We start from the raw sequence: 20,248 nt of genomic DNA, 5'->3' as shown, positions 1-20,248 counted from the left end.
TCGGTTATTTGTCAATATGAATCAATGCGTAGCTTATGCCATAAGTGTCCATGAAGTAGTTATCGAATATTTGAACATCTGTTCTTCCCAATGCTTGAAACTGCCGCGTCATATATGCTTTATCTGCTACCTTGGCACCTAACAGTTTAGCGAAAGGCAGTGATATTTTATGATCTGTACGCATAATAGCTGTAATCGTCCTGTACTCCGGCATCTTCTTCCAACTTTCATACACTTGCAGCATAAGCTTTCTACCGATATTATTCCCAGGATGCTTGGGATGTACAGCAACTCTATGAACATGACATACACCTGGGAATGGCTCAGAAACAATTAAGAAGGCTACAAGTTTACTTCCTTTTAGAATTCCATAGCTTAGATCAAACTTGCCAGGTAAATCTGCAAGGAAATGACTTTCTCCCCATTCTTCTGTCGAATATAAGTGCCCTCTCTTCAAAAAAACGAGCTGCTCTAACTCAACCAAATCCGACAAATAAAGCTGCATATTTGCCTTATCCAGCTTAATAACGGTGAGTCCCTTCTCTAACATACCCCTACCTCCTAACAACTCCTTTAGATGCCAGCGCGTTATTATAAATATGAAGGACTTCATTCGTCATCTTCTCAAGGGCGAATGTTGCCATTCCCCATGATTTTGCTTCCTGACTTAGAGCCTTTATCTTCCCTGGATTCTCTAGCAAACCTCTCATTTCCATATATAGCGCATGACTATCATCCGGTGGAACAAGCAGTCCGTTTCTTGAATGCTGCACCATCTCTGTCATTCCACCCACCTGAGAAGCAATAATGGCTTTCCCTGCAACATATGCTTCTACCAATGAGTAAGGATAATTATCTTGAAGACTTGGTATAACAAAAATATCTGCTTGATTTAATAACGCCGGAACATCTCTTCTCATGCCTAGAAATTTGACATGGTTATTCAAGCCTAATCTGCTTACCTGTTTCTTCAGCGCTCTCTCATTCTTTCCTCGACCTACCATCCAGCACACCCAGTCACTTCGTCTCGCCTTTAACTTAGCAAGTGCATTAATCAATACATGCTGCCCTTTTACTTTCTCTAATCGTCCGGTACAGATGATCACTTTTTTCCCTGGAGGACTCTTTAGTCCCGTCTTCGTAGTCACCATCTTACGTTGAAATGCTTCCGTATCAATACCGTTCTTGATTACACTCATATTATTCGTAGGGATGTTACATTTCTTGTACACATCAAGGAGCCACTGCGAGGGTAGAATAACAGCATCCGTACGAGTAATTGCCCCGGATTCAAAAGTAGATATCACTTTCCAGCCTATAGAATTTGGTTGAATAAATCCGTAATAATAGTATTCAGCTGTTACACAACCATGAATCGTTAGAATGAGAGGTGTAAGTACTGGCTTGTAATACTTCAATACACTTGCCGAGACGATGTCTTGAGCGTGAATAACTTGATATTGCTTCAAATCTATCATTTTAACCGCATCAAAAAACTTTGATGCTTCATCTTGGATCGAGCCCATATACTTATAGACTCGGTTTCCTAACCATGCAGATGGAAGAATAGAGTGTAATAAGCCGGTACCCCCTGATCTTTTGATTAAGGGATATTGTTTATTTCCTTTCGTTAAACAATACATGTCATTATTTCTAGCTAATACATCTACGGTGTGGCCTTGTTTTTCGAGCCCTGTTTTCAACTCTTGAATATATGTGCCGAGACCTCCTCTTGGGGGATACGCATAGATTGTTGTAAGCAGTATTTTCACAAAATATTCCTCCCTCTTTCTATTAAAGTCTGCTTTATACTATGTCTGTCTTCTAGATTTTGAAGGGTATACTTGACTCATTTATTTGCAAATAGGTTGTCGATATATCTTTAATCCGCTTTATAAACACAAAAAAACCCGCATAATTGCGGGTTTCCGATTAAGATCTATAACCATCTTCGTATCCTCGTGCAAAACCGGCTTTGAACGCGTCGTTGTAAGTTGAATCATAGGGTAGGTTCATTTCAGGAGAGCTCTCCCGAGCCACCAACTTGTTATCCAAGGTTGCTAATCGATTGCGATAACGACCTGAAGCGCCGTGAAGTTTTCGCTGTCCGGATTTCATCATGTAACGCCTCTGCTTCATTCACTTACCCCCATTTGCTCTCAACTATATTTACGTTTTCCACAGGGAGTTGTCTGATCCATTCACCAAGGCATTCTTGAAGGGTAGGTAACTCATCATTCCAGAGTTCTATCCTGGATAAAAGCTCTCTTCGAAACATGAAACAACAAAGATTCCACTTGGCCAAAGTATGATGATCCATACCTTGACTAACACCTACGATTTCTACCGAATCATCCCGATCAACTTCTACAATCAGCTCATCAATCCAGCCATCGTAAGAAGGTATATCACCTAGCCATACCAAGATCCTCTTACCCGCTGATAGTTGAATCGCTGTGCCTAGCACTCGAGTGATCCCTTCATCTTGTTTAGCCGTGATGTGCCTAATACAGCCGGATCTCTCTTCTAGATATTTCTTTGTCGACTCTGAACATTCAGCGCTCGCTACAATTAATTCGTAAGGGTGTCTAGTCAAGGCTTCCATTCGTTCTATGGTACGTATAGTATCCACTCTTGTAGAATCGACAGGTAGAATGATACTCGTTCCATCAAATATTCGGTTACGCTGTGCCTTCCCCAGTTCAAAGCCTAAAGCATAACCCGCCTTATAACCAGAGGAATAGCCTCTTTCTGCCCTCTTACCCAGATGAGCAGTAGCGATTCTTGAATAAATTCTCCCTCTTCTCATGATCATAAACTGCCTTTCATCTGAACTTGCCAATTACATCAGAATATCAATTCACTTAGCTGTGCCACCAAAAGAAATCCAAGATAGACAACCTTCCGATATTCCTGCTCCCTCTGTACGCTGAATTCCGATCACAGCTTCCTGCTGGGACCGAGTATGAACATAGGCATGAAATACCGGATGACTGCATGTTGTCATCAATACATAATGCTCATCTTGATAAGAGGATTGAAGTGATATGGTTATAAAGATTTCGCTTTGTTCTTCTGAAAAAGAAAAGGGTTCATTTCCGAACTGTTGAAGTAAGTGAAGTCCAGAAATTCCTTGTACCGGATTAAATGAAAGATGACCAAGCTCAACCGAGTCCGGAGCGATTTTGGAAGAGGTAACCGATTCTGCTGACAGATGGATACTGTGGACCGTATAATCTTCGATTGCCTCACTTCTCACACTTCGGTGCTTTAGATGGGAAGCACTAATAATGTCATCCGCCAGATGTTCGGTCGCATCACAATGTGAACCTTCCCCGTTGTCCGATGTTCCTCTCACAGCCAATGGTTGAAGATAGTCAACATACCGCCGGAAAGGTCCTCTCCCTCTCCTCCGGGTGATCCTTCTTGCTTTGTTCACAGGCGGCTCTCTCCTCTGCTTTCATTCGTTATGCCATCCTATTCCGAAGGAGCCGCTACTGTCACTCACTTATATATTTTGCATTAATAATCCCCATCGCTCTGCTGTATGTTCCCACCTGAAATGCTGTCGTACGGATTCACGCGCTGACATTCCGATATGTGTTCGCAGATTCTCATCCTCTAACAATACGTTTAACCTCTCAGACAACCCAGATGCAAGATTACCCTGAGGTATCAAAAATCCATTAACCCCATTCTTTACAATCTCAGGAATTCCTCCTGCATTTGATGCAATGACAGGAACTCCTGAGGCCATCGCCTCCACATTCACCAATCCAAAAGCTTCTCTTGCTGAAGAAGGTACGACTACAACGTCAGCAAGCGAATACCAATCTGCTATGTTAGGATATGGAACAAAGGGGAGGAAAGTAATCCAGGATTCATATGGTTTAGCTACTTTCTTCAATTCTTGAACATAAGAAGTTTCTCGATCCGACCCATAAGACGCACTACCAATGATCAATAGCAGTATATCAGGGTGTTTATCGATGATTTGAGGCAAAGCTTCGATCAAATGGTGCACTCCCTTGTCTGGGATTAGTCGACCAACAAATAATACAATGCGTCTATTTTGCCACCCGTAATGAGTTCGTTTTGCCTCTTTAAGAGCTTGAGCTATCGGGCTAAATGGAGGATAAAAGTGATTGAAGCTCACACCGAGATGATTGACTGTTATCTTTTCTTTCAATTCAGGATTGTGCAGAACAATATCTTCAGAAAGAAAGCGACTATTCACTACGATTCGATCCAAAGTGTTAGCAATTTTACCAAAGCGTTGTCTGCTCATATATGGAGAACTAATAAACGTATTGGAGTGTAAACTGAGTACCACCTTTACAGCTGGAAGATGCAATTTGAGCCGCTGTGCCAAGATTGGCCTGTTGTGAACTTCAGCGACCTCGGGTCTCCACTGAGATAATCTACGCAGCAAGGAAGAATAATAGGATACCCCGGATGGTAGTCGAAACACGGGTACTCCATCAATTGCCCCTCTAGATGGAAGGCCTTTTCCCATCACTCCATATATTCGAATATCCATCTTTTCCTGCACCAAAGGAAGCGTCTGCTCCACTACCCTTTCAACGGAGCTACTCCTTCCTGATGGAATAACAAAAGACCCCGGTGTCACTACCGCAACCTTCCGCAAACTCATAAACCCACATCCTTCTCACATCATACTTCAGCATATACCGTTAGAGGGTCTATTGGTGACTCGTATGACAGAAATAATAATAGGCCAATCCCGTGTGACACCCGTCCATCCAAGGCCCCTTTCTCTCGCATACGCTATGAGAAGCGAGATATAAACACACATTGTTGTAGTAAGGGGGATGACCATGCAACCGGAATATGTCGGCATCCTGCTCAATGACAGCAAATACCGCGGGATTCCTACTAGCAATACAGGCACAGAGTCTTTACAGCAGTATGAAGAAGCATCAAGAATGTTCCAACTGGTTCCCTGCTTCTTTCGAATACAAGACATATCTCTGAACACGAATACAGTTGACGGTTATGTCTGGACTCCATCCGGCTATGTTATTACAACATTGCCAATTCCGCGTGTTATCCATAACAGGGCTATTCATCACGATCCAAGCGCTCAACAAGTCATTAGCTCTCTTCTATCAACTGGTACTTTTGTCTTCAATGCCAACACGCGGTACGGAAAGGATATCGTTCATCTCATGCTTTTAAAGGATCCCCTGATGCAGCCTGCGCTACCACACAGCCTACCTGCAAAACCTGCAACTATTAAATCCATGCTCAGGCAGCATGGGGATCTTGTACTCAAGCCATGCAGTGGTAGTATTGGACAGGGGATCATGCGTCTGCGACGTGGGAAATCCTATGATTATTTTACGTTTTCAAAGTCTTCACCTTCTGCTAATGGATGGAGAACAGCGCGCATATCGAAAGGGAAACTTCCATCACTTCTCTTAAAAAGAATTAGCTCGAAACCATTTCTCGCTCAGCAACGAATTCCACTCGCTGAATATGACGGGCGCCCCTATGATATTCGCGTTACGGTACAACGTGGTTTATGCGGTAACTGGGAGATCAGTGGGATGTTCGCCAGGACTTCACCAGCGCGTACCTTTGTCTCGAATATTGCTCAAGGCGGCTCTGTTTATAACGTTCAAAAATTATTCTCTCATTCGTTCCCCGGCGTACCGCCCGAAAGACTAGTCGAACGAACATCAAACTTCGCAATGCAAACGGCTACTTCACTCACGCGTCATATGCCTTATTCAGCAGATTTTGGGATCGATGTTGCTGTGACTCAGAAAGGTGAACTGTTCTTCATTGAAGCTAATGGCTGTGACCAGCGATATGGATTTCGTGAGGCAGGAATGGATCTAACTTGGAAGGAAACGTATCGTAAGCCAATGGCCTTTGCACGGTATTTGCTTAACACAGGAAACTGGCCATCCCATTAAATCCCTCCAGATAAGAAAACAGCGATTCCCTGATAGGAATCGCTGTTTTCTGCTTGTTATATGTTACGTTTCCGAGCAACCTTCACGGTCACCACTCTGAATCTCCGCTTTTTCAGCGCTTTGCTTGTATACAGCTGCTAGCACTTTTTCGTATGCGCCCTCGAAACTCTCTGGTAGAATAGGCTTGAGTTCCTCCAGTAAAGGGAGCAGCTTGTATAAAGCCTGAACTTCTTCCTCTGTTAATCCTAACGGGTACATTGCAAAGTGACCAATAAACGTATATCCCCGTCCCCGTCCCTGATGGGTAATCGGTATGTGCATAGCACTTAAAGCATCCATATCTCGATATATGGTTCTTTCACTTGTTCCACACCTTTCAGCTAGTTCCCTAGCTAATATGCCTGGCCTCGCTTGAACAAGTGTAATTATTCTCATTAGTCGGATTAGTCGGTCTGTCATATGCATTTCTCCCTATCTATCTAGTAAATTAGACTTATATAACAAGACTTTATACTAGTACATTCGACCCTAATTCCCTTTTTCCTTCTTTACCGACTATTTATTTAGCACAGTTTATAGGCTAATTGAACCGCTGAAGAAATAAGCCAAAAGTCCTCTTTCAAAAAATGGGAATTAATGACCACATTTATCCAGCGGCAGCAGGCTCATATGTGTTTATAAACGTATGGCTTAAAGCATATAGTATCTCAGCTTCTTCTAAATAATCAGCATCACCCAAACGTATGGCCTGTAACAGCATCTCGTCTGCACGTCGGCGAATAATTTCTTCTCCACGTTCATAGTAGCCCCGTTCAAAAGCCAATAAAGCACTTTCTAGCACAGCTGGATTTTGGAGTATCTTCATGCATTTTTCCACTCGATGATCAACTTTTTTTAGGTGTACTGCCGTATGATTGCTAAACTGAAGAGAAATCGTGCGCGAGGGCAATATCACTTGTCTGTTCATACCATCCTTGTATGTACATAGAGCTGTAACAATAGGATGAGTGCCTGAAGGACGGGAAGCGAACTCGAACTCTAACACAATCCGTCTATCCTCTCCTTCTGGAAGGGATCCAATCCATAGCGTGCAGTTCAGCTCATTAAGCACCTCAACCTTACAACCGTACAAAGCTTTCAATCCTACTCCACTTCCCAACTGAAGATGAAGCTGAACTTCTTCGGCTATATGTCTGGAATTAGCAATATGGTTTCTCGGCTTAACCTTCGATCCTCGCCATTCCACCAGCAAGTAGACCTGATTGGAGCCGCTTGCGGCTACATGGTTCCTGCTCCATGTAAACTCCGTATACACGCCCGACTGCAAAACATCCACCTCTTTCCTATTCTTTTATTAATGTACCAATACGGACGGACAGCTTTCTGTCATGGAACATATGTTCCCAACATAAATTCAACAAAAAAAGTAATACCTTGGATAAAAAGTTCCCAATCTATGGATAACTGTATTTAATGTAAAAAAAGGGCAGTTCCGCCTTCACCGACGGAACTGCCCTTTTGTATATTTTGCCCTTCCCTACATAATCACATATGAAAACACAACAAAAATACAACAAAAAACGCTCATTTGCTAGAGTGTGTATTATGTAACACATTCTGGAAAATGAGCGTTTTTATTAATTAACGTCTAGTTCTCTTATTATAAAGTTAGTTAATGCCACTACCAGTTAATCGATTCTCATTATGCAAATACGTATCCCTAGTTGTTACAACTGGTGCATAAGTAACTTTGTCAATCACTAGTCCATTTCCTACTGGCTTTCCGTTTACTGTAATCATAATTTTCTTAACATTATTCTGTTCCATTTCTGATATTCTCCTTTATATTTCGGTTCATTATTCGTATATTTTGCTTGAATTGTAAGTGTTTTGGGTTAATAAATTGTGTATGCAGCCTGCTTCTTTATATACATTACCCTACCCAGCCTATTATTAAACGCCAAAGATATGATTTAGAAACTTGACGAAACTTGTCACGTATATTATTTTCAAGGCGATAGATTAATATGAAGGCGGTGACGCTTTGGACAAGCTTCGATATATAAGAATACCTTTTCTTATACTGATTCTCTTAACGAGTACAACCCTCCTCTATGATAGTGGGCGCACCGCTCATGCAGGTTATTTCACCGATATGTATAACAATATTAAAGAATTCACAGAATTACCGAGCGAAATAAACGAAATTAAGAACAGTTATCAACAAACACTGCAAGAACTCGATCGGGCCCGGCTTAGTACAGAAATGTATCAAAAACAAAATGCTGATCTAGCAGAACAAAATCAACAGCTTACAAAAATGGTCGAACAGCTCCAGGCAGCTGAGGCGGCAAGAGAGCGTAGAGCAGAACGTATAAAGACCATCGTAATTACTGGGGTAGCACTTCTAGCTGGATACTTCGTATTAACACGGGCTCTCCGCTATGGAATGAGCCGCACCAATCGACTCTGATGCTTATTGTCACAGCTCTTGTCATAAGGAGGAAACTTAATTGATCATTCGATTGGAGGATATTTCGGCGAGCGGCAGCGGTCAAGCTGTCACTTTCTCACTTCAAGAAGGAGATACTGCTCATATATTGCATCCCGAACAAATCGTAGCTTATCGTGGACCGTCTCAGAATCGTAACGATCGGTTCATGAATGTAAAGGGTATTTTCCGCAAAAACAAACTCATTCGAGCGGACATTAGCGGCCCAAGTCAGTTTACCGCAGCTCTCCCTCATGGTTTTAGCATGAGAGAGATTAAGCTAACGGACAATCAGGATATGCTGTATGATTTCAGGCATGTATTTTTTTATACCCGTGGTGTTAGTATGCAAACCCGTATTTTAAAGATCAAAAATATGCTTATCACCCGAGATGCGGTCAAGATCAAATTTAGTGGTAACGGAAGTATCGGTATTCTGACACAAGGCCCAGTCTGTGAAGCTAAACTTCATCCAACAGAACCTTTATATGTGGATGCTGGAAGTATTATCGCCTATCCGGAGAATGCCAAGCTAGAGTTGACCGTATATGGTAACAATCTGGCAAGCCAGCATATGAACTACCACTGGAAACTAACTGGCGAAGGCTTTGTCCTTTTCCAGGCAGGTAGACAAAATCAGCAGCTAGAGCGAGAAATGAATGACGAGGGAATCATTAAACGGTTTTTAAGGGAAGTGATCCCATTCGGCGGTGTATTTATCAAATGAGCGCATCGTGTTATAATGGTCCCTATATGGTTACAACTCCGGTTGTTTACAACCCATAACAATAGACAATTTCAAAACAATCCATGCTTTTGCAGCATGGGAGAGGTTCGTGAACTCCCTCTATAAAAAACTATACGGCCCTTATTCCATAGGATAAGGCTTGTTTTTTTGTGGAATCAGTTCAGAACCTCTCTTTCTTCAGGAAAGCTCTATGCTGCCTGCTATCATGAGAAGAATGAGGGGTTTTTTATATGCTTAAAAATGAAAAAGCGGTTGTTGTCTTCAGCGGCGGCCAAGACAGTACTACCTGTCTTTTCTGGGCGAAAAAGCAGTTCGCTGAGGTCGAAACGGTAACTTTTGATTACGGACAGCGCCATAAATATGAGATTGAATGTGCAGCACAAATTGCACAAGAACAAGGAGTACAGCAGACCATACTTGATATGAGTCTCCTAAACCAGCTTGCACCCAATGCACTTACACGCAGCGATATGGATATTGCTGAGGGCGACAATGGAGTACCTAATACTTTTGTCGACGGACGAAATCATCTATTCCTCAGCTTTGCAGCGGTGTTAGCTAAACAAAAGGGTGCACGTCATCTGGTAACTGGTGTATGCGAAACCGACTTTAGTGGCTATCCCGACTGTCGCGACAACTTCATAAAATCATTGAATGTCACGCTTAATTTAGCTATGGATTATCCATTCGTTATTCATACGCCTCTTATGTGGCTTGATAAAGCCGAAACTTGGGAGCTAGCTGACCAAATGGGAGAGCTCGAATATATACGTCAGCACACGTTGACTTGCTATAACGGTATTAAAGGTGATGGTTGCGGAGAATGCCCTGCTTGTCAGCTTAGAAAAGCTGGGCTGGATAAATATTTAAACAGCCGGTCTTCACATAGTAAAGGAGGAGATCTGTAGTGAGTCGTCAGCCCGGAGCTTTCCACATCGTGGAACATCTACAGAAACTCGGTGAAGATATCGATGTTAAGAGCCTTCGGTATCACAATAAGCGAGTACTCGTCTCTAAAGAGTTCACTTTTGATGCTGCTCATCACTTACACGCATACGAAGGTAAATGTAAGAATCTGCACGGACATACCTACAAGGTTGTGTTCGGAATTAGTGGCAAACCTGATGAGGTCGGTATCACAGTGGACTTTGGCCAAATCAAGGAAATCTGGAAGTCAGAGATTGAGCCATTTCTCGATCACCGCTATCTCAATGAAACGTTACCACCCATGAATACAACAGCCGAGAACATGGTCGTATGGCTGTATGAACAAATGGAGCATGCATTATCACAGCAAGAGGCCTTTATACAACAAGAAACACGAACTGAATTCGTTCGTCTGTTTGAGACACCTACGAGCTATGCAGAGGTTAGACGGGAGTGGATGGAACATGAGTAACGTAGAAAGTTATTCCACAGTTATGAATTCTTCAGGGAATTCAGTAAGTGCAGGTGTTATAGATCGCCCCATACCCGTCATGGAAATATTCGGACCAACGGTCCAGGGTGAAGGGATGGTCATTGGTCGCAAGACAATGTTCGTCCGTACGGCCGGTTGTGACTATCGCTGCTCCTGGTGTGACTCTGCATTCACGTGGGACGGAAGTGGAGCCGATTCCATTTCCCGTATGAGTCCGAATGAAATCTGGGAAGAATTGCTGCGCCTAGGTGGTGATCGGTTCGACCACGTTACACTTTCTGGGGGAAATCCAGCCCTCTTATCTCAACTCGGTGGTTTAGTTGATGTACTGCACTGCCACGGGATTACTGTAGCTGTGGAAACACAAGGATCACGCTGGCAAGACTGGTTGATTGATATTGATGAAGTGACCCTATCACCGAAACCGCCTAGTTCGGGAATGAATACGGATTGGAGTAAGCTTGATGATATCATCTCCCGGTTGTCTGGACGTGCACCTGGGCGCTCTTTCAGTCTGAAAGTTGTCGTCTTTGACGATGCCGATCTAGCCTATGCAGAGACCGTGCATGAGCGCTATCCAAATGTACCTTTCTATGTACAGACTGGGAATCCGGATGTAACAACCTCTGATTCTTCTTCACATATTTCTCATTTAATTGAGCGCTATGAGCATCTGGTGGATGCGGTTATGAAATCTGATCGATTGAACGATGTTCGGGTGCTTCCACAGCTCCATACCTTAGTGTGGAGTAATAAACGGGGCGTCTAACCCTTCAAGATAACGATAACAATACAAAGGAGTTTTTGATTATGGCCGGAAGACAACGTGAGGAAATGGAAGACATTACGCTACTAGGTAACCAAGGGACCAAATATCAATTCGAATACGACCCAAGTATTCTTGAAAGCTTTGATAACAAGCACCCTTACCGCGACTATTTCGTGAAATTCAACTGTCCGGAGTTTACAAGCCTATGCCCGATTACGGGTCAGCCTGACTATGCAACCATCTATATTAGCTATGTTCCAGATATTAAAATGGTTGAAAGCAAGGCGCTAAAACTTTACCTGTTCAGCTTTAGAAACCACGGCGATTTCCATGAGGACTGCGTTAACATTATTATGAACGATCTGATTAAGTTGATGGATCCACGTTACATTGAAGTTTGGGGTAAATTCACACCACGTGGAGGAATCTCCATTGATCCTTATTGTAACTATGGCCGACCTGGTACAAAATATGAAGAAATGGCCGCACATCGCCTGATGAACCATGATATGTATCCAGAAAAAGTAGATAACCGCTAGAACCAAAAAACCGGAGTCAGCCACATCGGCAGCTCCGGTTTATTTAGGATAAAGAGACTATTCCATATTCCTCAGTCGCTGATTAATTCTACGCTTCTTATATAGCATCTTGCCTGTCTCCGCTACATCTCCAATGGTTCCTTTATTGCTGATGGACCCAAAGACAATACCAGCGATCGGTATCAACTGAAACAGCTTTTTCATACCAAAGCTGTCCGTATAAGATGTAACTACTTCACGCCAGCCTTGTAGTTGGGAGAATACCTGATCAGAATTCTGTTCATCATCAAATGCAGCCAGTTCCTCTAGTACCGCCTTCTTACCCACGATATCAGCAGATGAGAACTGCAGACATTTCACAATAAATACCCGCTCCCTTGGATCATAAGGATCATACCCATAACAGAGTGCCATTTCCTGAAGCACCTTCAATGATTGTCCTAGTACCAATGGAATATCAGCGGCAATTGTAAAAATCCCACCAATCCCTGTGGCAGCCCCCTGAGCAGCTGCGAATTTAACCCGTTTCGCCGTGATACCGTCTGCTGCTGTATCCATAACATCAATAGGAAGCTTTGAAGCCTCATCGAGTGTCAGAACTTCATCAACTTCTCCCTCAGGACTACCCTTCTCGTTATCGATTTCTTCTTCATTACCAGCAACGCCTTCAGCTTCAAGAGAATCCTTTAATCCTCTAATTCCACGCGCTTCGGTCTCCGCTAGCACCTTCATGACGGATTTCTTGCTCACTAAGTACTTTCCTCCAGATTGAATGAAGGAACCAACTTCATTCAGCGCTTCACCGACCTTATCACGTACAATCTTAGGCGTTAATCGATCCAGAAGCATAAATGGTATGCGCCCAATTTTTTCCCAGAAAAATACGTCCTTCTGCTCCTTCTCCCATTTCAAAATTGTCTCTAGCTGGGATTCCAGATGCTGCTTTGATTCCAGATTACTCATTCTCTCTTTCCCCCTTATCTTCTAAGAAGATTATACGCATAAATCTGGGGAAGGACGCGAATTTATTCCTCGATACAAAAAAAGCCATCCCAAAGTAGAATAAATCTACTTCGGAACAGCTCCTTCATATATTATTTACCTAAATATGCGCTTAGCATCCAGCTCTGCTTCTCCACTTCAGTACGCATCCCAATTAGTAAGTCAGCGCTTGGATCGTCGCCAATTTCACCGGCAATTTCAATACCTGATTTCATGTTCTCTACAAGAGCCTTAAAGTCAGCAATTAATGCTTCGACCATCTGCTCAGCACTGTTCTCTCCCGCAGCTTCTTGAATCGTCGCCAACTTCAAGTATTCAGACATTGTTGCTGCTGGTTTCCCACCGATAGCAAGCAAGCGTTCAGCAATCTCATCAACATATTCTGCTGCGGTATTATATAATTCTTCGAACTTTTCATGTAATGTGAAAAAATGTGGGCCTTTTACAAACCAGTGATAATTATGAAGCTTTACACCAAGCAAGCTCCAGTTAGCCAGTTGTGTATTCAAGATCGTATTCAGTTCATTTGTAATTCGGGTGTCTTTGGTTACGCTACTCATCATTATGTCCCCTTTTCCAATATTGTATTTAGACTTATTCTAATTCCTTGTACTAAGTATAGCATATGGTCACTCTATTGGCAAAAGAGTTCTTGTTGTTTTTGATGAAGTTAGCATGAAGATTTCAAACCTTTTTTATACCCAAATCTTATGTTGAGAATTCAAAAAAAGCTGTGAACATTCTCATACACTCCTATTTTTGAACTGTACCCTGTGGAACCAGCCCCAGTATTGATTTCATCTGCTTACGTTTTGTCTTAGGACTCATCACATATAAGGTATCCCCCTGTTCAATAATAGTATTGCCCTTCGGAGTAATAATCCGATCTTCACGAATGATCGCCGTAAACAAAATATCATCCGGTAAATTCAAATTCTGAATTTCTTGACCAATGACTGGCATATTCTTCTGAACACGGACATGCGTTATTTCTGAATTGGCTTTTCCAAGAGCGAACAATTCTAATAAGGAAGGTGCCTCCGGCCTATCTTTCTCCACTAACTTTAGCTTTACTGCAAGGGGCGAGATGGTTGTCCCTTGAATAATTGCTGAGGTAAGAACAACGAAAAAAACCACATTGAAAAACATCTGTCCGCCCTCGACCCCTGCAATGAGAGGATATGTAGCAAGCACAATCGGAACTGCTCCACGTAGACCAGCCCAAGCAATCATGATCTTCTCACGAAACGCAAACTTGGTGAACATTAGACTAAGAAGTACACCAATGGGACGGGCAACAAACATGAGCAAAAGCGATAATAATAATCCTTGCCAAGCAATGCCCGAAAGTTGATTCGGAAATACGAGTAGACCAAGCAGTACAAACATCGCAATCTGCATCATCCAAGCGAACCCTTGATTAAAAGCAAGAATAGTTCGTCTATAGGTTAACTCTGCATTTCCTAGTACCAAAGCCATCACATACACAGCCAAAAGTCCGCTGCATTGGAGTAAGGCTGCTACGCCGTAGGTCATAATCGCAAACCCTAATGCCATTACAGGATAAAGACCGGATGAGTCGAAATTAATACGATTAATGATATAGATAGCTATAAACCCAACGAGAACTCCGACAACAAGTCCTAATCCCATTTCCATAAAAAAGGATAGAATCATTCCGAAGACACTAATATCCGGCATTTGAATCCATTCAATGAGAGATACCGTCAGGAATACAGCCATTGGATCATTGCTCCCGGACTCTGCTTCAAGTGTGGTAGTTATCTTTTGTTTCACATTTAGTCCACCAAGGACAGAAAATACGGCAGCTGCATCGGTTGAGCCAACAATTGCACCGATGAGCAAACCTTTTTCAATCGGTATATCCAAGATAAAGGTCGCACATAGTCCCACGACGATCGTGGTAGCAAGAACTCCTACCGTTGCAAGTGACAGAGCAGGTCCAAGCACAGGCTTAATCTCTTTGAACTCCGTCTGCATTCCCCCTTGAAACAAAATAACAATCAGCGCGAAAATCCCGACAAGCTGCGTAATCTCCGCATCATCATAATAAATATATCGGCTTAGAATCATACCTAAAGCAATAAATAATACTAGTGCCGGCATCCCAAACCGGGCCGAAAATTTGGTTGTCAGTACACCCGTTAACAAAAGGAGTGCAGACACCAATATGACCAAATCAACAAAACTTAACAAGTTCATCCCTCCGACTTGAAGACTTGCTATATTATTACCCTAAAATTGTCTGAGCAAGTCGGTCAAGTCGGTGTAAGCACATTGAAACTTTCAAGAACATGTTTGTGAGCGCTTACTAGTATTGTTGGTGATTGAACTTTATACTAGTGACATAAGGTTTTTATAAAAAAAGATCGAGCATTGGAGGCTCTTGGATACTGTGAATATTAAACTAATGGATTCCAATTCATTGCAACAAGCCGTAGAATTATCGGACCGTATCTTTTTGAAACAACCTGAACAGCCGTCTATGGAAACTTCCTTCCCGTTGATATTTGATCCTGGGTTTAGTCATTCCTATGGAGCATTTGATGACAAAGGGAATTTGGCTTCATTCATGGGCTTGGTTCCCTTCACCGTTCGAGCAGAAGCTGCTAATTTAAAAGTTTACTCCATCGGTTCCGTTTGTACCGATGAAGACAATCGTGGAAAAGGACTCGCAGGTGAATTGCTCAACCAGTGTAAGGCCCATGCCGAGCACTCAGGTGCTTCTCTGATCTTCATCTCTGGAGGTCGCTCACTCTATACACGTGCCAACTGTCGTCATTTCGGTCGTGCCATGGAGTTAAAACTCACCTCTAAAGAAGCCGCACAAATTACTGACAATCTTCAACAGTCCTATCTTATCCGTGAAATGTCTCCAGAAGATAGCTTCTCCATCCATGAATTAATGGAGAAACGCACGGCGACCTATGTCAGCACGGTATCTGAGCTAGATAAACTTCTGGAAGCAAGTGCCTTTGCAAATGTAATTCGACTTGAACAGAGGGTTCTGATGGCTGAACAGGATGGGTCTATTGTGGCATTTGTGATCATGGGTGTACCCGGAACCAAAATGACACCATCAAGACCTCCCACACTCATTGAATGGGGTGGGGATGCGGAAGCGGCTGCCTGTATTTTAGCTCAGTCGCTCTCCCTCTATGATCTAGAGGAACTTATTATAACGCTACCTTGGCAGGATCAAGAACTATCTGGCTTGTTGCAATCTGCTGGATGCGATGTGGATAACATTCAGAATTCAGGAACGATATATCTGGTTAATGGCCGTGAACTGCTACGCCAAATTGCTCCACTGTTACCGGAAGAGGCAGCAGGTATGTTACAAGCTCAAGGAGATCACGGACCTTATCTTTATCATAATAATAAAGAAACGATTACACTAGATGATGAAGGTCTGCTATCACTTTTATTCGATCCAGAATCTCCTTATCGCAAGCCTGTGACAGTGACTGACGGTTCGGAAGAGCATAGTTATTCACTCCGCGTTATTCCACTACCTTATACAGCGGGACTGCAATATATTTAATTCTTTACTCCACATATAACATTCGAAGAAGCCTCCGATGCGAACCATCGGACGCTTTCTTTCAAATCGAACTATTGTAAAAACTTAAACGTACGCATTGCAAGCTTAACATCATCCACCATTCCAGCGTATTCAACCACTTCATTTTCGCTAAATGGATTATCAAGTGGCAACACGTAGAAGTATACATCCCCATTCTTCTCCGCTAATTTATGAAGCTGGCCATAAGGATCCTGTTCCCACTTCTGCACAGGAACTTTATAAAAACTGATGATAGGTGCATGATCCCCGGTCTTTGACTTAAACAGTAACTCCACTTTGTCTTTCTTTTCACGGGCGATATACTTCCCAGCCCAGTCCGATGGAAGCTCCAACGTGAACCCGAACTTTTGGCTTACATAAGTGATTCGTGCCTCCCCAGGGACACTACTAATTGCCTCGCCCTTATTAACAATGTTCGATACGTACCAGTTATTCTGCTGTTGTGCGGCCTGAATTGACCATCGCTGTTTATAAGTTAATTTCGTTGAGTCTGTATAGATCATATCCACTTTGAAAGACCAGACACCTGAGCGAACCTTCTTGCCTTTACTTACCGAATATGATTTCACCCACGGGCTCGAAGTTCCCGTCACCCAGTTTAATTCCTCGAATTGTTGCTTTGTTGCCTTTCGTAAGGATTCTGTCATTACCGCATACTGCACAGCTCCATTTCGATCTTTCACGCCTTTTGCCCATGTTGCAGCTACTGCTTGTGGGGAAGAAGCGGCCAAAGCTTGTTCCAGCATATAAATCTGTTGCGACTGAGATGTTTGAGAATCCCCTTTTGCTGTGTTCACGGATTCTGGGTTATTATTGGCAAACGCTGTTGTCCCTATCGTTAAACATAAAACCACCGTTACACCAACCATCCATTTTTTCAGATTCATTACAAGCCTCCTTGAATATATACTTCACCTTTATAAACGGAAAAAAACAGATAAAGTAACATGACATTAAGATTAAATTTCTCTCATTTATTTGTCATCTTTCATGCATTAACACACGCCCATTTTATTAAAACAAGCACCCCTATTTTCCACTTTAGCATAGGATACAGTAGCCTATTATAAGGAAGGGGAAACTTACATGAGTCAAGAACAGAAGCCGAGAAGTATCCAGAGTCTTGTGGGCTATCCGGTTAGTTATCCTTACCCTCCATACAATTACTATCCTTACCCATATCCTTATCCATACTACCCTTATCCGTATTACCCATATCATGGAGGAGGTCATTGGGGACCTGGATACTGGGGACCTGGCGGTCCGGGTGGTCCTGGGCATGGACCTGGCGGTCCGGGTGGTCCCGGGCATGGACCTGGCGGTCCGGGTGGTCCCGGGCATGGTCCTGGCGGTCCGGGTGGTCCCGGGCATGGTCCTGGCGGTCCGGGTGGTCCCGGGCATGGTCCTGGCGGTCATCGCCAGTATGGCCTGAACAAAAAATAGAATTATCGAAACTAAAAAGAACAGCTCTCCGAAGAGGGCTGTTCTTTTAGCGAGCAGATACTGTTGTAATTTAATACACCGTTTATCGTACATTATTAATAGACTAGTAGTTTTTATTATTCAGGTTATTCAGGTTATTCATATGTGAAGTATCTGAGACATTACGTTCTTTGGGAGCCGCACCGCCAGCCCCTGCACCATGACCTTGATAGAGGTTGGGGTCGTGAGCAGTCTCTTGAGCTATGTCAGGATCAACACGAGAATCCATATTCTTTCCTACTCCCGTGTACTCTCTGCCATGGTTATAATGATGTTCATTCAATGTGTTGTTTCGACGGAACGTTTCATATACGTGATTTGAACGATCATCATCCGTCTCTACCAGAACTAGAATACGACCTTCCTCTACGAACTCGTCATACTCCTCAGCTTCTTCCTCTGGAATTCCGAGTCCGATAAGACCACCAACGAGACCACCTGCACCCGCTCCAACTGCTGCACCCGTTAGGGTCGCCGCAATAGGACCTGCCGCAACAATAGGTCCGATACCTGGAATAGCCAAAGCGCCAAGACCAGCGAGTAATCCAGTTACCCCTCCTAATACACCGCCCGTAGCTGCGCCAGATGCGAGCCCCTCTGGAGCTTTTGTTCCTGTCTCGTCATTAATAGATGATACTTCCTTATGATCTTTAGCTATAACGGAGATGTCTTCTGTCCCGAAACCTTGTTGCTTCAAATCTTCAATTGCACGAGTAGCTTCCTGTTCTGTACTGAATGCACCAACAATTCTCTGAGTCATAATGATTACCTCCCTAGATTATCTTTCATTTTCATTTTTTTAATTATTTATATCCCTTGCTCATCTCTAACTTAAACGTATACCGGAACGATCAAACATCAGATCATTCAAACATTACATTCTGTAAATATTTAACTATATATGGGATATGTGCTACTATTAAGCTAACAAGTTAGCATATTCAGACCAAATCTGGAGAGGCTGTGATGCCATGGAATGGTTTAAACCGTATGAGCATGATTTGTCGGAAGTCTTTGCAATATGCACTGCCAAAATTGCTGAATTTCCTCCTCCGCTTAACGAAATAGGGAGAAGGTATATGCAGAAATTCGATGTATTTCAGGAAGGAAGCGCGAAGAACTATATTTGTTATCTACTTCCCTTTTGGATGAAAGACATGACTCAGCTATCTCCTGATATCTATCGAACTCTTTCAACAGCCAATATCTTTGGAATGCTCTATTTTTTTATCCAAGACGATATTATGGACACCCACCCAAGCGACTACACTGCAGGTATGTGGAAACATCAGCTAGCACTAGCAAACCTCTTACACACAGAATTCATCCATACTTACTTGAATTTATTTCCGGCTGATTCTCCATTTTGGAACTATTTCAAAGATTATATAGAGGAATGGTCCGAGGGTGTTATACACGAGAGTCTTGATGATTACTTTAGGGATAATCCTCTCCTAATTGCCAAAAAAGCTGCACCCGTTAAGCTTGGAAGCACTGCCGCTTTACTACTTGGAAATCGCCCCGATCTCATTCCAGCAGCGTCTGATCTTATGAATAATGTCCTACTCACACTTCAGATGATGGATGATTGGGCTGACTATGAACAAGATTTAACCGATGGAAGTTATAACTGTCTTCTATCACTCATCAAATCAGAGAACAATCTTCCACGTACACACTTGTTAACCACAGAAGAAGCACACTCAGCTATCTTTCTTCACGAAATACTTCATCATTATGCTAATATCGCATCTGCCACTCATCAGCGACTTCTCGACTCCTGCCTTAATACACCACACGTTATATCATTTCATAAAACCTTGGTGGACGAACTTATATCAGAAGCAAGCAACATCAAGAATGGGCGTAAAATGCTAGAACATGGCGGATTACAATATTACCTGTCTATTTTAAGTAAATTATAATAGATTTTATATTAATTACATGTTATCCTTTTAGAGTAAATAATAACCATTTTGAAAGGGTGATTCTAATGACGACAGAAGCCATCTTTCAAACACAATTGATTCAAAAAGCATGGGAGGATCCAAGCTTTAAGGCAAAATTGCTTAGCGATCCTAAATCCGCCATTAAGGAAGTTCTTGGCGTGATGATTCCAGATCACATCCAAGTAAGAACAGTTGAGGAAAACTCGAACGAGCTCTACTTGGTCATCCCACCGAATCCAGCTGGTGTGATCAAATCAGAAGCTAAGGAGAAAGCCATCTGGTAGTAATTACATAAGCAT

Annotated in this window: 25 protein-coding genes and 1 riboswitch; of the genes, 11 read left to right on the top strand and 14 right to left on the bottom strand. The window is 42.7% G+C overall.

Annotated elements, in window-relative coordinates; all coding sequences use genetic code 11:
* Window positions 1-4: 4 nt before the first annotated feature.
* From ACK8P5_RS06200 to ACK8P5_RS06175, 6 genes are all read right to left on the bottom strand, one after another.
* Window positions 5-550, bottom strand: coding sequence for a GNAT family N-acetyltransferase (locus tag ACK8P5_RS06200; protein WP_422660104.1), 546 nt, complete (start codon window positions 548-550; stop codon window positions 5-7).
* A gap of 4 nt (window positions 551-554) precedes the next feature.
* Window positions 555-1,772 carry a glycosyltransferase family 4 protein gene (locus ACK8P5_RS06195; RefSeq protein ID WP_422660103.1) on the bottom strand — a complete coding sequence of 406 codons (1,218 nt, stop codon included), beginning with the start codon at window positions 1,770-1,772 and terminating at the stop codon, window positions 555-557.
* Window positions 1,773-1,932: 160 nt separating this feature from the next.
* Window positions 1,933-2,139 (bottom strand): hypothetical protein, encoded by a 207-nt coding sequence (locus ACK8P5_RS06190; RefSeq protein WP_422660102.1) that lies wholly within the window; start codon window positions 2,137-2,139, stop codon window positions 1,933-1,935.
* 4 nt (window positions 2,140-2,143) lie between these two features.
* Window positions 2,144-2,842, bottom strand: a complete 699-nt coding sequence (locus ACK8P5_RS06185) for a glycosyltransferase family A protein (RefSeq protein WP_422660101.1) — start codon at window positions 2,840-2,842, stop codon at window positions 2,144-2,146.
* Window positions 2,843-2,860: 18 nt separating this feature from the next.
* Complete coding sequence (locus ACK8P5_RS06180; protein ID WP_422660100.1) at window positions 2,861-3,439, bottom strand: WIAG-tail domain; 579 nt, start codon at window positions 3,437-3,439, stop codon at window positions 2,861-2,863.
* A 69-nt stretch (window positions 3,440-3,508) separates the two neighbouring features.
* Entirely contained in the window at window positions 3,509-4,654 is a 1,146-nt protein-coding gene (locus tag ACK8P5_RS06175; RefSeq protein ID WP_422660099.1) for a glycosyltransferase family 4 protein, read from the bottom strand.
* A 184-nt stretch (window positions 4,655-4,838) separates the two neighbouring features.
* On the opposite strand from ACK8P5_RS06175, the gene ACK8P5_RS06170 reads away from it, so the two are divergent.
* Window positions 4,839-5,942: a YheC/YheD family protein gene (locus ACK8P5_RS06170; RefSeq protein WP_422660098.1), complete on the top strand. Its 1,104-nt coding sequence runs from the start codon at window positions 4,839-4,841 to the stop codon at window positions 5,940-5,942.
* A 63-nt stretch (window positions 5,943-6,005) separates the two neighbouring features.
* Here the strand turns inward: ACK8P5_RS06170 and ACK8P5_RS06165 are convergent, their stop codons facing one another.
* The 3 genes from ACK8P5_RS06165 to ACK8P5_RS06155 all read right to left on the bottom strand — a co-directional run bounded on the left by ACK8P5_RS06165 (window position 6,006) and on the right by ACK8P5_RS06155 (window position 7,769).
* Window positions 6,006-6,401 carry a helix-turn-helix transcriptional regulator gene (locus tag ACK8P5_RS06165; RefSeq protein WP_422660097.1) on the bottom strand — a complete coding sequence of 132 codons (396 nt, stop codon included), beginning with the start codon at window positions 6,399-6,401 and terminating at the stop codon, window positions 6,006-6,008.
* A gap of 187 nt (window positions 6,402-6,588) precedes the next feature.
* Complete coding sequence (locus ACK8P5_RS06160; RefSeq protein ID WP_422660096.1) at window positions 6,589-7,278, bottom strand: hypothetical protein; 690 nt, start codon at window positions 7,276-7,278, stop codon at window positions 6,589-6,591.
* Window positions 7,279-7,610: 332 nt separating this feature from the next.
* Window positions 7,611-7,769 (bottom strand): hypothetical protein, encoded by a 159-nt coding sequence (locus ACK8P5_RS06155; RefSeq protein WP_422660095.1) that lies wholly within the window; start codon window positions 7,767-7,769, stop codon window positions 7,611-7,613.
* A 217-nt stretch (window positions 7,770-7,986) separates the two neighbouring features.
* Between ACK8P5_RS06155 and ACK8P5_RS06150 the strand changes: the two genes are divergently transcribed.
* The 6 genes from ACK8P5_RS06150 (at window position 7,987) to queF (ending at window position 11,909) form a co-directional block, all read left to right on the top strand.
* A complete protein-coding gene (locus tag ACK8P5_RS06150) occupies window positions 7,987-8,415 on the top strand; it encodes a hypothetical protein (RefSeq protein WP_422660094.1) in 429 nt (142 codons plus the stop codon).
* A gap of 40 nt (window positions 8,416-8,455) precedes the next feature.
* Window positions 8,456-9,160 (top strand): AIM24 family protein, encoded by a 705-nt coding sequence (locus tag ACK8P5_RS06145; RefSeq protein WP_422660093.1) that lies wholly within the window; start codon window positions 8,456-8,458, stop codon window positions 9,158-9,160.
* A 96-nt stretch (window positions 9,161-9,256) separates the two neighbouring features.
* A riboswitch (PreQ1 riboswitch) is annotated at window positions 9,257-9,300 on the top strand.
* Window positions 9,301-9,411: 111 nt separating this feature from the next.
* Window positions 9,412-10,089 (top strand): 7-cyano-7-deazaguanine synthase QueC, encoded by a 678-nt coding sequence (gene queC, locus ACK8P5_RS06140; RefSeq protein WP_422660092.1) that lies wholly within the window; start codon window positions 9,412-9,414, stop codon window positions 10,087-10,089.
* Window positions 10,089-10,580, top strand: coding sequence for a 6-carboxytetrahydropterin synthase QueD (gene queD, locus ACK8P5_RS06135; RefSeq protein ID WP_422660091.1), 492 nt, complete (start codon window positions 10,089-10,091; stop codon window positions 10,578-10,580). Before queC ends, queD begins: the two co-directional genes overlap by 1 nt.
* A 22-nt stretch (window positions 10,581-10,602) precedes the next feature.
* Window positions 10,603-11,370, top strand: coding sequence for a 7-carboxy-7-deazaguanine synthase QueE (gene queE, locus ACK8P5_RS06130; RefSeq protein WP_422661391.1), 768 nt, complete (start codon window positions 10,603-10,605; stop codon window positions 11,368-11,370).
* A gap of 41 nt (window positions 11,371-11,411) precedes the next feature.
* Complete coding sequence (gene queF / locus ACK8P5_RS06125; RefSeq protein ID WP_422660090.1) at window positions 11,412-11,909, top strand: preQ(1) synthase; 498 nt, start codon at window positions 11,412-11,414, stop codon at window positions 11,907-11,909.
* A gap of 57 nt (window positions 11,910-11,966) precedes the next feature.
* Here queF and ACK8P5_RS06120 read toward each other — a convergent pair whose 3' ends face one another.
* The 3 genes from ACK8P5_RS06120 to ACK8P5_RS06110 all read right to left on the bottom strand — a co-directional run bounded on the left by ACK8P5_RS06120 (window position 11,967) and on the right by ACK8P5_RS06110 (window position 15,134).
* On the bottom strand, window positions 11,967-12,872 hold the full coding sequence (locus ACK8P5_RS06120) for an EcsC family protein (RefSeq protein ID WP_422660089.1): 906 nt from the start codon (window positions 12,870-12,872) through the stop codon (window positions 11,967-11,969).
* Between the two features lie 131 nt (window positions 12,873-13,003).
* Window positions 13,004-13,471: a Dps family protein gene (locus ACK8P5_RS06115; RefSeq protein ID WP_422660088.1), complete on the bottom strand. Its 468-nt coding sequence runs from the start codon at window positions 13,469-13,471 to the stop codon at window positions 13,004-13,006.
* Between the two features lie 193 nt (window positions 13,472-13,664).
* Complete coding sequence (locus ACK8P5_RS06110; RefSeq protein WP_422660087.1) at window positions 13,665-15,134, bottom strand: potassium/proton antiporter; 1,470 nt, start codon at window positions 15,132-15,134, stop codon at window positions 13,665-13,667.
* A gap of 193 nt (window positions 15,135-15,327) precedes the next feature.
* Here ACK8P5_RS06110 and ACK8P5_RS06105 point away from each other — a divergent pair, with 193 nt between their 5' ends.
* Complete coding sequence (locus tag ACK8P5_RS06105; RefSeq protein ID WP_422660086.1) at window positions 15,328-16,476, top strand: GNAT family N-acetyltransferase; 1,149 nt, start codon at window positions 15,328-15,330, stop codon at window positions 16,474-16,476.
* Window positions 16,477-16,547: 71 nt separating this feature from the next.
* Here ACK8P5_RS06105 and ACK8P5_RS06100 read toward each other — a convergent pair whose 3' ends face one another.
* Window positions 16,548-17,405, bottom strand: coding sequence for a hypothetical protein (locus ACK8P5_RS06100; RefSeq protein WP_422660085.1), 858 nt, complete (start codon window positions 17,403-17,405; stop codon window positions 16,548-16,550).
* A 199-nt stretch (window positions 17,406-17,604) separates the two neighbouring features.
* Here ACK8P5_RS06100 and ACK8P5_RS06095 point away from each other — a divergent pair, with 199 nt between their 5' ends.
* Window positions 17,605-17,961, top strand: coding sequence for a hypothetical protein (locus ACK8P5_RS06095; protein ID WP_422660084.1), 357 nt, complete (start codon window positions 17,605-17,607; stop codon window positions 17,959-17,961).
* Between the two features lie 103 nt (window positions 17,962-18,064).
* Here ACK8P5_RS06095 and ACK8P5_RS06090 read toward each other — a convergent pair whose 3' ends face one another.
* The gene (locus ACK8P5_RS06090) at window positions 18,065-18,760 is read right to left on the bottom strand and encodes a general stress protein (RefSeq protein WP_422660083.1); all 696 of its coding nucleotides are present in this window, start codon (window positions 18,758-18,760) and stop codon (window positions 18,065-18,067) included.
* 211 nt (window positions 18,761-18,971) lie between these two features.
* On the opposite strand from ACK8P5_RS06090, the gene ACK8P5_RS06085 reads away from it, so the two are divergent.
* Together ACK8P5_RS06085 and ACK8P5_RS06080 are read left to right on the top strand one after the other, a co-directional pair.
* Window positions 18,972-19,925 (top strand): class 1 isoprenoid biosynthesis enzyme, encoded by a 954-nt coding sequence (locus tag ACK8P5_RS06085; RefSeq protein WP_422660082.1) that lies wholly within the window; start codon window positions 18,972-18,974, stop codon window positions 19,923-19,925.
* 68 nt (window positions 19,926-19,993) lie between these two features.
* Window positions 19,994-20,233 carry an NHLP leader peptide family RiPP precursor gene (locus tag ACK8P5_RS06080; protein WP_422660081.1) on the top strand — a complete coding sequence of 80 codons (240 nt, stop codon included), beginning with the start codon at window positions 19,994-19,996 and terminating at the stop codon, window positions 20,231-20,233.
* Window positions 20,234-20,248 lie beyond the last annotated feature (15 nt).

The organism is Paenibacillus sp. EC2-1 (genome assembly GCF_049311625.1).
Lineage (GTDB): Bacteria > Bacillota > Bacilli > Paenibacillales > Paenibacillaceae > Paenibacillus_AQ.
This window is presented reverse-complemented; position numbering and strand designations above follow the sequence as displayed.

Bases quoted from the DNA above. Each gene is read 5' to 3' on its own strand.
- ACK8P5_RS06200 (WP_422660104.1), bottom strand. From the start codon at position 550: ATGTTAGAGAAGGGACTCACCGTTATTAAGCTGGATAAGGCAAATATG.
- ACK8P5_RS06190 (WP_422660102.1), bottom strand. From the start codon at position 2,139: ATGAAGCAGAGGCGTTACATGATGAAATCCGGACAGCGAAAACTTCAC.
- ACK8P5_RS06175 (WP_422660099.1), bottom strand. From the start codon at position 4,654: ATGAGTTTGCGGAAGGTTGCGGTAGTGACACCGGGGTCTTTTGTTATT.
- ACK8P5_RS06170 (WP_422660098.1), top strand. From the start codon at position 4,839: ATGCAACCGGAATATGTCGGCATCCTGCTCAATGACAGCAAATACCGC.
- ACK8P5_RS06165 (WP_422660097.1), bottom strand. From the start codon at position 6,401: ATGACAGACCGACTAATCCGACTAATGAGAATAATTACACTTGTTCAA.
- ACK8P5_RS06155 (WP_422660095.1), bottom strand. From the start codon at position 7,769: ATGGAACAGAATAATGTTAAGAAAATTATGATTACAGTAAACGGAAAG.
- queC (WP_422660092.1), top strand. From the start codon at position 9,412: ATGCTTAAAAATGAAAAAGCGGTTGTTGTCTTCAGCGGCGGCCAAGAC.
- queE (WP_422661391.1), top strand. From the start codon at position 10,603: ATGAATTCTTCAGGGAATTCAGTAAGTGCAGGTGTTATAGATCGCCCC.
- queF (WP_422660090.1), top strand. From the start codon at position 11,412: ATGGCCGGAAGACAACGTGAGGAAATGGAAGACATTACGCTACTAGGT.
- ACK8P5_RS06120 (WP_422660089.1), bottom strand. From the start codon at position 12,872: ATGAGTAATCTGGAATCAAAGCAGCATCTGGAATCCCAGCTAGAGACA.
- ACK8P5_RS06115 (WP_422660088.1), bottom strand. From the start codon at position 13,471: ATGAGTAGCGTAACCAAAGACACCCGAATTACAAATGAACTGAATACG.
- ACK8P5_RS06110 (WP_422660087.1), bottom strand. From the start codon at position 15,134: ATGAACTTGTTAAGTTTTGTTGATTTGGTCATATTGGTGTCTGCACTC.
- ACK8P5_RS06100 (WP_422660085.1), bottom strand. From the start codon at position 17,405: ATGAATCTGAAAAAATGGATGGTTGGTGTAACGGTGGTTTTATGTTTA.
- ACK8P5_RS06095 (WP_422660084.1), top strand. From the start codon at position 17,605: ATGAGTCAAGAACAGAAGCCGAGAAGTATCCAGAGTCTTGTGGGCTAT.
- ACK8P5_RS06090 (WP_422660083.1), bottom strand. From the start codon at position 18,760: ATGACTCAGAGAATTGTTGGTGCATTCAGTACAGAACAGGAAGCTACT.
- ACK8P5_RS06085 (WP_422660082.1), top strand. From the start codon at position 18,972: ATGGAATGGTTTAAACCGTATGAGCATGATTTGTCGGAAGTCTTTGCA.
- ACK8P5_RS06080 (WP_422660081.1), top strand. From the start codon at position 19,994: ATGACGACAGAAGCCATCTTTCAAACACAATTGATTCAAAAAGCATGG.